General features: G+C 69.8%; 10 protein-coding genes and 4 pseudogenes. 11 read left to right on the forward strand and 3 right to left on the reverse strand.

The window, feature by feature from the left end:
* The 3 genes and pseudogenes from AB0M20_RS14895 to pdxS all read left to right on the forward strand — a co-directional run.
* Window positions 1-94 (forward strand): annotated as a pseudogene (locus AB0M20_RS14895) (23S rRNA (adenine(2058)-N(6))-methyltransferase Erm(B)); the annotation flags it as partial.
* Window positions 95-111: 17 nt separating this feature from the next.
* Window positions 112-324, forward strand: a pseudogene (locus AB0M20_RS14900) (hypothetical protein); the annotation flags it as partial.
* A 117-nt stretch (window positions 325-441) separates the two neighbouring features.
* Window positions 442-1341, forward strand: a complete 900-nt coding sequence (gene pdxS, locus AB0M20_RS14905) for a pyridoxal 5'-phosphate synthase lyase subunit PdxS (RefSeq protein ID WP_364298268.1) — start codon at window positions 442-444, stop codon at window positions 1339-1341.
* Between the two features lie 3 nt (window positions 1342-1344).
* On the opposite strand, the gene AB0M20_RS14910 is transcribed toward pdxS, so the two are convergent.
* Both AB0M20_RS14910 and AB0M20_RS14915 read right to left on the reverse strand, forming a co-directional pair.
* The gene (locus AB0M20_RS14910; protein ID WP_364298270.1) at window positions 1345-1770 is read right to left on the reverse strand and encodes a VOC family protein; all 426 of its coding nucleotides are present in this window, start codon (window positions 1768-1770) and stop codon (window positions 1345-1347) included.
* The gene (locus AB0M20_RS14915) at window positions 1767-2225 is read right to left on the reverse strand and encodes an AraC family transcriptional regulator (RefSeq protein WP_364298272.1); all 459 of its coding nucleotides are present in this window, start codon (window positions 2223-2225) and stop codon (window positions 1767-1769) included. Before AB0M20_RS14915 ends, AB0M20_RS14910 begins: the two co-directional genes overlap by 4 nt.
* Before the next feature lie 23 nt (window positions 2226-2248).
* Between AB0M20_RS14915 and pdxT the strand changes: the two genes are divergently transcribed.
* Window positions 2249-2854, forward strand: coding sequence for a pyridoxal 5'-phosphate synthase glutaminase subunit PdxT (pdxT, locus tag AB0M20_RS14920; protein WP_364298274.1), 606 nt, complete (start codon window positions 2249-2251; stop codon window positions 2852-2854).
* 14 nt (window positions 2855-2868) lie between these two features.
* Window positions 2869-3621, forward strand: a complete 753-nt coding sequence (locus tag AB0M20_RS14925) for a YebC/PmpR family DNA-binding transcriptional regulator (protein ID WP_364298276.1) — start codon at window positions 2869-2871, stop codon at window positions 3619-3621.
* Window positions 3622-3639: 18 nt separating this feature from the next.
* On the opposite strand, the gene AB0M20_RS14930 is transcribed toward AB0M20_RS14925, so the two are convergent.
* A complete protein-coding gene (locus AB0M20_RS14930; RefSeq protein WP_364298278.1) occupies window positions 3640-4140 on the reverse strand; it encodes a hypothetical protein in 501 nt (166 codons plus the stop codon).
* A 109-nt stretch (window positions 4141-4249) separates the two neighbouring features.
* Between AB0M20_RS14930 and ruvC the strand changes: the two genes are divergently transcribed.
* From ruvC to AB0M20_RS14960, 6 genes and pseudogenes are all read left to right on the forward strand, one after another.
* Window positions 4250-4795 carry a crossover junction endodeoxyribonuclease RuvC gene (gene ruvC, locus AB0M20_RS14935; protein WP_364298280.1) on the forward strand — a complete coding sequence of 182 codons (546 nt, stop codon included), beginning with the start codon at window positions 4250-4252 and terminating at the stop codon, window positions 4793-4795.
* Window positions 4792-5394, forward strand: coding sequence for a Holliday junction branch migration protein RuvA (ruvA, locus tag AB0M20_RS14940; protein ID WP_364298283.1), 603 nt, complete (start codon window positions 4792-4794; stop codon window positions 5392-5394). The genes ruvC and ruvA overlap by 4 nt, the downstream gene beginning before the upstream one ends.
* Window positions 5391-5588 (forward strand): annotated as a pseudogene (locus tag AB0M20_RS14945) (Holliday junction branch migration DNA helicase RuvB); the annotation flags it as partial. The gene ruvA and the pseudogene AB0M20_RS14945, both read left to right, overlap by 4 nt.
* Window positions 5589-6125: 537 nt before the next feature.
* A complete protein-coding gene (gene ruvB, locus AB0M20_RS14950) occupies window positions 6126-7439 on the forward strand; it encodes a Holliday junction branch migration DNA helicase RuvB (RefSeq protein ID WP_364298288.1) in 1314 nt (437 codons plus the stop codon).
* A gap of 125 nt (window positions 7440-7564) precedes the next feature.
* Complete coding sequence (gene yajC, locus AB0M20_RS14955) at window positions 7565-7939, forward strand: preprotein translocase subunit YajC (RefSeq protein WP_364298286.1); 375 nt, start codon at window positions 7565-7567, stop codon at window positions 7937-7939.
* Window positions 7940-8105: 166 nt separating this feature from the next.
* Window positions 8106-8504, forward strand: a pseudogene (locus tag AB0M20_RS14960) (protein translocase subunit SecD); the annotation flags it as partial.
* Between the last annotated feature and the right edge of the window lie 58 nt (window positions 8505-8562).

Consider the following 8562-nt stretch of genomic DNA (forward strand, 5'->3'; position numbering starts at 1 on the left):
ACATAATATAGATAAAATAATGACAAATATAAGATTAAATGAACATGATAATATCTTTGAAATCGGCTCAGGAAAAGGGCATTTTACCCTTGAACCGACACCGACGCAGCCACCCGGGCCCTCGTGGTGACCAACCGGCGCGTCGGCCTCGCCCGGCAGGTGCACACCGACCTGGTGCGCGACGCCCTGACCGCGCGCCGCCGGCCGCTGGTGCGGGTGTTGCGGCTGGCGCGGCAGTACCCGCGGCCGGAGTACTTCGACATCGACGAGCCCGCGATGGTGGTCCCGAGGCAGCTTCCGGCGCAGCCGGTCGAGGCGGCCTGAGCCGACGTTCCGCAGGCGTCGAAGGCCACTGTGGGGTCGATTGGCCCTCGGTGGACCGTGATCACGGCCCTAAAATCTGCTCCGAAGAAGTCCACACCTTCGTGAGGAGCGAGACCAATGTCGGAGACGCAGAAGCCGGCCGTCGGCACCGCCCGGGTCAAGCGCGGCATGGCCGAGATGCTCAAGGGCGGTGTGATCATGGACGTGGTCACGCCCGACCAGGCGAAGATCGCCGAGGACGCCGGCGCGGTCGCCGTGATGGCGCTCGAGCGGGTGCCGGCCGACATCCGCGCCCAGGGCGGCGTGTCCCGGATGAGCGACCCCGACATGATCGACGGGATCATCTCCGCGGTGTCCATCCCGGTGATGGCCAAGGCCCGGATCGGCCACTTCGTCGAGGCCCGGGTGCTGCAGGCGCTCGGCGTCGACTACGTGGACGAGTCCGAGGTGCTGACCCCGGCCGACTACGCCAACCACATCGACAAGTGGGCGTTCACCGTGCCGTTCGTGTGCGGCGCGACCAACCTGGGCGAGGCGCTGCGCCGGATCACCGAGGGCGCGGCGATGATCCGCTCCAAAGGCGAGGCCGGCACCGGCGACGTCTCGAACGCCACCACTCACATGCGGACCATCCGCGCCGAGATCCGCCGGCTGCAGAACCTGCCCGAGGACGAGTTGTACGTCGCCGCCAAGGAGCTGCAGGCGCCGTACGAGCTGGTCAAGGAGGTCGCCGAGGCGGGCAAGCTGCCGGTCGTGATGTTCACCGCCGGCGGCATCGCCACCCCGGCCGACGCGGCGATGATGATGCAGCTCGGCGCCGAGGGCGTCTTCGTCGGCTCCGGCATCTTCAAGTCCGGCAACCCGGCGCAGCGCGCGGCGGCCATCGTCAAGGCCACCACCTTCCACGACGACCCCGAGATGATCGCGAAGGTCTCCCGCGGGCTCGGCGAGGCGATGGTCGGCATCAACGTCGAGGACGTCCCGCAGCCGCACCGCCTGGCCGAGCGCGGCTGGTGACCCTTACCCAAAATCGGATGGGGTGAAGGCGCGTGGCTCGATCAGCGACAGCCAGTTGCCGGTGTTGTCGCGCATCACGGCCTCCACCCCGTAGGGCCGCTCGGCCGGCTCCTGCACGAAGGTGACGCCCTTACTGCTCAGATCGTCGTAGGTCTTGCGGCAGTCGTCGACGGTGAGACCGAGCCCGCCCATCTGGCCGGACTCGAGCTGACCGCGCACGAAGGCGGCGGCCTCGGGCGACAGCGGCGGGCCGGGCAGCATGAGGGTGACCTCGAGCAACGGCTGGCCGGGATGCCTGATCGTGACCCAGCGGAAGTCGCCCATGACGACGTCCGTGGCCGGCTCGAAGCCGAGGTGCTCGACGTAGAAGTCGCGGGTGGCCTCCTGGTCGAGGCAGTAAACCGTGGTCAGCGAGATGTGGAGAATCATGGCTCGACGCTACGGCCGGGCGGCTCCGGCGAGCTTCTCCGGAATTGCGGAATGACACCGCGCATGAAGACATGGCAACCGGGCACGTGCGGCGCCTGGCCGGCCCACCGCCGCTGGTAGGCCGCCGGGCTCTCGCCGACCAGCTCCGTGAAGCGCGACGAGAACGAGCCGAGGCTGCTGAAACCGACCAGCATGCAGATCTCGGTGACCGTGAGGTTGGCGTGGCGAAGCAGGTCCTGGGCGTGCGCGATGCGGCGCCGGGAGAGGTAGCGCATGGGAGTTTCGCCGTAGGTGGCGCGGAACGCGCGTACCAGATGGAACTTGGAGAAACCGGCCAGCGTGGCCAAACCGCTCAGGGTGAGTGGTTCCGTGTGATGACGATCGATGTGGTCACGCACCCGGCGCAGAACTCCGCCGTTGGTCCGGTCAGGGGCGGTGGCGGGGCTGCGGATCACACAGAGAGCTTAGGGTTGAGGCGATGAACATCGGAGTGCTGGCCCTGCAGGGCGACGTGCGCGAGCATCTGCGGGCGCTCGAGTCGAGCGGGGCCTCCGCGACCCCGATCCGGCGGCCCGACGAGCTGGCCCCGGTCGACGGTCTGGTGGTTCCCGGCGGCGAGTCGACCGTGATGAGCAAGCTGGCGATCACCTTCGAGCTGATGGAGCCCATCCGCAAGCGGATCGCCGCCGGCATGCCGGTGTACGGGTCCTGCGCCGGCATGATCATGCTCGCCGCCACCATCCTCGACGGGCGGCCCGACCAGGAGTCGTTCGGCGGCATCGACATGACCGTGCGGCGCAACGCGTTCGGGCGGCAGGTGGAGTCGTTCGAGGGCCCGGTCGACATCTCCGACATCTCGGGCGGGCCGTTCGACGCGGTCTTCATCCGGGCGCCGTGGGTCGAGCGGGTGAGCGAGGACGTGCAGGTCATGGGCCGCGTCACCGCCGGTCCGGCCGCCGGTAGGATTGTCGCCGTCCGGCAGGGCAACCTGCTCGCCACGGCTTTCCACCCGGAGCTCACCGGCGACCTTCGCGTGCACCGGTACTTCGTCGAGATGGTCCGCCGGACCGACGATTCTGACTGACCGCGGAGGTTTTCATGTCCGGCCACTCCAAGTGGGCGACGACCAAGCACAAGAAGGCCGTCATCGACGCCAAGCGCGGGAAGATGTTCGCCAAGCTGATCAAGAACGTCGAGGTCGCGGCCCGGGTCGGCGGCGCAGACCCGGCCGGCAACCCCACGCTCTACGACGCCATCCAGAAGGCGAAGAAGAGCTCGGTGCCCAACGACAACATCGATCGCGCGGTCAAGCGCGGCTCAGGCCTGGAGGCCGGCGGCGCCGACTGGCAGACGATCATGTACGAGGGGTACGGGCCCAACGGCGTCGCGATGCTCATCGAGTGCCTCACCGACAACCGCAACCGCGCGGCCACCGAGGTGCGCACCGCGCTCACCCGCAACGGCGGCACCTTCGCCGACGCCGGCAGCGTGTCCTACCTGTTCAACCGCAAGGGCGTGGTGATCGTCCCGAAGGCCGGCCTGTCCGAGGACGACCTGATGCTGGCGGTGCTCGACGCGGGCGCCGAGGAGATCAACGACCTGGGCGAGTCGTTCGAGGTGGTCAGCGAGCCGACCGACCTGGTGGCGGTGCGCACGGCGCTGCAGGACGCGGGCATCGAGTACGACTCGGCCGAGTCCTCGCTGGTCCCGACCATGACGGTGCCGGTCGACGAGGAGGCGGCGCGCAAGGTGTTCAAGCTCATCGACGTCCTCGAGGACTGCGACGACGTCCAGAACATCTACGCCAACCTCGACGTCTCCGACGAGGTCCTGGCCGCTCTCGACGCGTGATCCTCTTTCCGGCGCCCCTCAGGCCTGTGCGCCCGGGAAGATGCTGAAGAAGATCGCGAAAAGGACCACCATCGTGATCGCGGTCCGGACGATCCGGTGGACCATCGCCCGGTGACGGGCGTCGGCCCAGGCGATCGCGGCCTCCGCGAACGGCGCGGTCGCCGCGCGGACGGTGCTCGCCAGGACATCCGCCTTGCGGGCCGCGTAACTCGTCGGGAAACGCGTGGCCTGCACGACCGGGCGCAGGATATGGACCTCGACCGGATAGATCTGGTCGTCGCGCCACTGCTTCGTGCGCAGGACCAGACGGCGGTGTGCGAACTCGCGGACCGCGTCGGTGTGCGCCACCCGGCTGCGCAGCATCAGCCGGCGCCAGTGGATCGCGATGTCGCTCAGCACCAGCGTGGCGATGCCGGTCGCCTGCTCGGAGCCGCCGGTCAGCCGGCGCGCCTCCTCCACCATCGACGGCAGGCGGTCCGCGACGAACTCGACGAACTCGGCGGGCGGTTCGTCGGCCATCGGCGGAACGAGATACACGACCCATCGTCCTGGTGTGTCGCGACGTTCCGCAAGATGGAGCGCGTACTAGGGTTCGTCGAACACACGTACGTGGAGAGGGGAAGAGCCAGTGCGCGTGCTGGGCATCGACCCCGGCCTCACCCGCTGCGGTGTCGGTGTCGTCGAGGGCGTGCCCGGCCGGCCGTGCAAGCTGGTGGCCTACTACGTGGTCTACACCGAGCCCGACGACGACATCGCGCTGCGCCTGCTGCACCTGGACAACTCGCTGGCCGAGCTGGTCGCCGAGCACAAGCCGGAGAGCGTCGCCGTGGAGCGGGTGTTCAGCCAGCACAACGTGCGCACCGTGATGGGCACCGCGCAGGCCAGCGCGGTCGCGATCCTGGCCGGGTCGCGGGCCAAGCTGCCGGTGCAGACCTACACGCCCAGCGAGGTCAAGGCCGCCGTCACCGGCTCGGGCACGGCCGGCAAGGCCCAGGTCACCGCGATGGTCACCCGGGTGCTCGGTCTCGACGCGCCGCCCCGCCCGGCGGACGCCGCCGACGCGCTCGCGCTCGCCATCTGCCACATCTGGCGCGGCGGCACCCGCGCCCGGATAGAGGCGGCCGCGCTCAAGGCGAAGCAGTTGGCCAGAAGGTCCAGGGGAGGAGTCCGATGATCGCCAGTGTGCGCGGCCTGGTGGCCGCGATCGCCCCCGACCACGCCGTCATCGAGGTCGGCGGCGTGGGGCTGCAGCTACAGTGCGCCCCCGGCACGCTGGCCGGGCTGAAGGCGGGCACCGAGGCGCGGCTGGCCGCGAGCATGGTGGTCCGGGAGGACTCGCTCACCCTCTACGGCTTCGCCGACGACGACGAGAAACAGCTTTTCGAGCTGCTCCAGACGGCCAGCGGGGTCGGCCCGCGGCTCGCCCAGGCGGTGCTCGCCGTGCACCACCCCGACGCGGTACGCCGGGCGGTCAGCGGCGGCGACATCGCGGCGCTGACCCGTGTCCCCGGCATCGGCAAGAAGGGCGCCGAGCGGCTGGTCCTGGAGCTGCGCGACCGGATCGGCCCGGTCGCCGTGACCGGTGCGGCCTCCGCCGGCCTGCTCGCCGGTGACTGGCAGGACCAGGTGCGGCAGGGCGTGCTGGCGCTGGGCTGGTCGGCGTCGCAGGCCGACCAGGCGGTGGCCGCGGTGGCGGAGACGGTCGACGGCGAGGTGCCGCCGGTGCCGGTGCTGCTGCGCCAGGCGATCCGGCTGCTGGGCCGGGCCCGATGAATGACGAGCTGGTCTCGGCAGAGGCCGACGACGCCGACCTGGACGCCGAGGCGAGCGTCCGCCCGCGCCGCCTGGCCGACTTCATCGCCCAGCACCGGGTCCGCGACCAGCTGGACCTGCTCCTGAAGGGAGCGATGGGCCGCAACACCCCACCCGACCACATCCTGTTGTCCGGCCCGCCCGGTCTGGGCAAGCCGGTTTCGGTCGACGCGCTCGTGCTCCTCGAGGACGGCAGCCGGCGCCGCCTCGGTGACATCCAGGTCGGCGACCGGGTGATCACCCGCACCGGCGAGGGTGCGGAGGTGCAGGCGGTCCACGAGCAGGGCGAGCTCGATTCGGTCCGGATCCGGACGGGCTCGGGCCGGGAGGTCGTCGCAGCGCCGGACCACCCGTTCTGGACCACCGAGGGCTGGGTCAAGGCCGGCGACCTGACCACGGACGATGTCCTGGCCGAGGTGCTCGAGCCGCTGATCGTCGCGGACGGCACCGACTCCACCGACGAGTTCCGCCTGGCCGGCTACCTGATCGGCGACGGCTGCGTGAGCAACCAGGTGACCTTCACAGGTGGTGACGAGGCGGTGCTCGACGATTTCCGAGCGGTCTGCGATCGGCTGCGCCACCGCCACACGACACGCCCGAACTCCGCGCGTAGCTCCCTGGTGCGGATCTCCGGCCTCGTTCCATGGTCGCGGGAGACCGGCCTGATCGACAAGACGGCATGGCAGAAGCGCGTGCCCGAGTTCGTCTATCGCGGAGACGCGTGGCAGGTCAGCGCCTTCCTGGCGGCGTATTTCGCCTGCGACGGCACGGTGAGCCGGCGCGGCAGGGACCGCTACGACGTGGTGATCGAGTTTTACAGCGTCTCGCGCGGGCTGCTCGAGGACACGCAGCACCTGTTGCTGCGCCTGGGCATTCAGTCGCGGCTCAAATTGAAGCGTGGCCGCTACCAGGGCCGCCCGCACGAGTCATGGCGACTCAGCATCACCAGCCAGGACGACGCCGCCCGGTTCGCCGAGCGGGTGACGCCGATCGGCGCCCGCGGCGAGCGACTCCGCGGGTGGGCGCCGCGCCGCGACCGGTTCGACGAGCGGCTCACGCCCGACCGGGTCGTGTCCGTGGAGCCGGCCGGGCTGCATGAGTGCCGCTGCCTGACCGTGGCCGGCGATCACACCTTCACCGTCAACGATCTGGTCGTGCACAACACGACCTTGGCGAACATCGTGGCGGCCGAGCTCGGGAGCGGGCTCCGGACGACCAGCGGGCCGGTGATCGAGCGGTCCGGTGATCTGGCCGCGATCCTCACCGGGCTGGCCGAGGGCGACGTGCTCTTCATCGACGAGATCCACCGGATCGCCAAGCCCGCCGAGGAGCTGCTCTACAGCGCGATGGAGGACTTCCGGGTCGACGTCGTGGTCGGCAAGGGGCCGGGCGCCACCGCGATCCCGCTGGACGTCGAGCCGTTCACGCTGGTCGGCGCGACCACCCGGGCCGGGCTGCTCTCCGGGCCGATGCGTGACCGGTTCGGCTTCGTGGCGCACCTCGACTTCTACTCGCCGGACGACCTCGACTCGCTGCTGCACCGGTCGGCGCGCATCCTCGGCGTGCCGATCACCGACGAGGGCGCGCGGGAGATCGCCGGGCGCTCGCGCGGCACGCCGCGGATCGCCAACCGGCTGCTGCGCCGGGTGCGTGACTACGCCGAGGTGCGCGGGGACGGGGTGGTCACCGAGACCGCCGCGCGGGAGGCGCTCAAGGTCTACGACGTGGACGCGCTGGGGCTGGACCGGCTGGACCGGGCGGTGCTGCGGGCGTTGATCGAGTCGTTCCGCGGCGGACCGGTCGGGCTGTCGACGCTGGCGGTGGCCGTGGGGGAGCAGTCCGACACGGTGGAGGAGGTGTGCGAGCCGTTCCTGGTGCGGGCCGGGCTGCTGGCGCGTACGCCGCGCGGCCGGGTCGCCACCGAGGCCGGCTGGCTGCACCTCGGCAAGACCCCGCCGTCGGACGGCCGGGCGATACAGGCCGAATTGTTCGCGCGCGACACCTGATCAGGGGATTGTGCGTACGGCTGTCGTAATGTGACCGATACCGGTGCCGCGTAGGGAACTCTCAGTTAGGGGGACTAGACTCGCCGCGGTTCACCGGGATGTTGCTCCCCCAGGAAGGCTTTTCAGTGTCTTACGCAGCTCAAGCGCAGGGCGGCGGCAGCTTCATGCCCCTGCTTCTCATCGTCCTGCTCTTCGGCGTCATGTATTTCATGATGATCCGCCCGCAGCAGAAGCGGCGCCGCGAGGCCCAGGCGATGCAGTCCTCTCTCGGCCCCGGCGACGACATCGTGACCATCGGAGGTCTGCACGCGACCGTGGTCGCGGTGGAGGACGACGTGGTGACCGTGGAGCTCGCTCCCGGGGTCAACGCGCGCTTCGCCCGCCCCGCCATCGCCCGCGTGGTCAACAGCCGTGCGGCCGTCGAGGAGCCGGTCGAGCCGGAGCCGCCGGTGGCCGACGAGCCGGTCAACCCGATCGTGGAGACCCGCAAGAACGACTGAGGTCGTGCAACACCACGCCGGGCTGCCGAACCGGACAGGGGCAGCCAGGCGTGTCGAAAATAGGGATAATCGTCGCCGGCACGGCTGCTGGTGGCCGTCCCGCATGTCTTTAGCCCGTCGCCGCTGAGGTCAGCGGCGGCCGATCCGTACAGGGAGACACACAGCCGTGGCACGACCACCACAGGGGCAACCACATCCCGGGCGGCAACTCGCCGTGCTCGGCCTGATCTTCGTCATCCTGTACCTGCTGGCCTTCTTCGCCTTCGGCGCCAAGGGCACGGTCACCGAGCGGCTGCACCCGAAGCTCGGGCTGGACCTGGTCGGCGGCACGCAGGCGACCTACCAGGCCTCGCTGCAGTCGAACGGCCAGCCGCCGCCGCCGGCGAGCATGGAGGAGGCCCGGCGGATCATCGACAGCCGGGTCAACGCGCTGGGCGTCTCCGAGGCCGAGGTGGTCATCGAGGGCAACCGCAACATCGTGGTGTCGCTCTCCGGCGAGACGAACGACCAGCTGAAGAACGTCGGCCAGGCCGCGCAGATGCGCTTCCGCAAGGTGCTCAAGGCAACGGCAATTTTGCGTATTATATCCGTACTTATGTTATAAGGTATATTACCAAATATTT

Source organism: Actinoplanes sp. NPDC051633, from assembly GCF_040681735.1.
GTDB lineage: Bacteria > Actinomycetota > Actinomycetes > Mycobacteriales > Micromonosporaceae > Actinoplanes.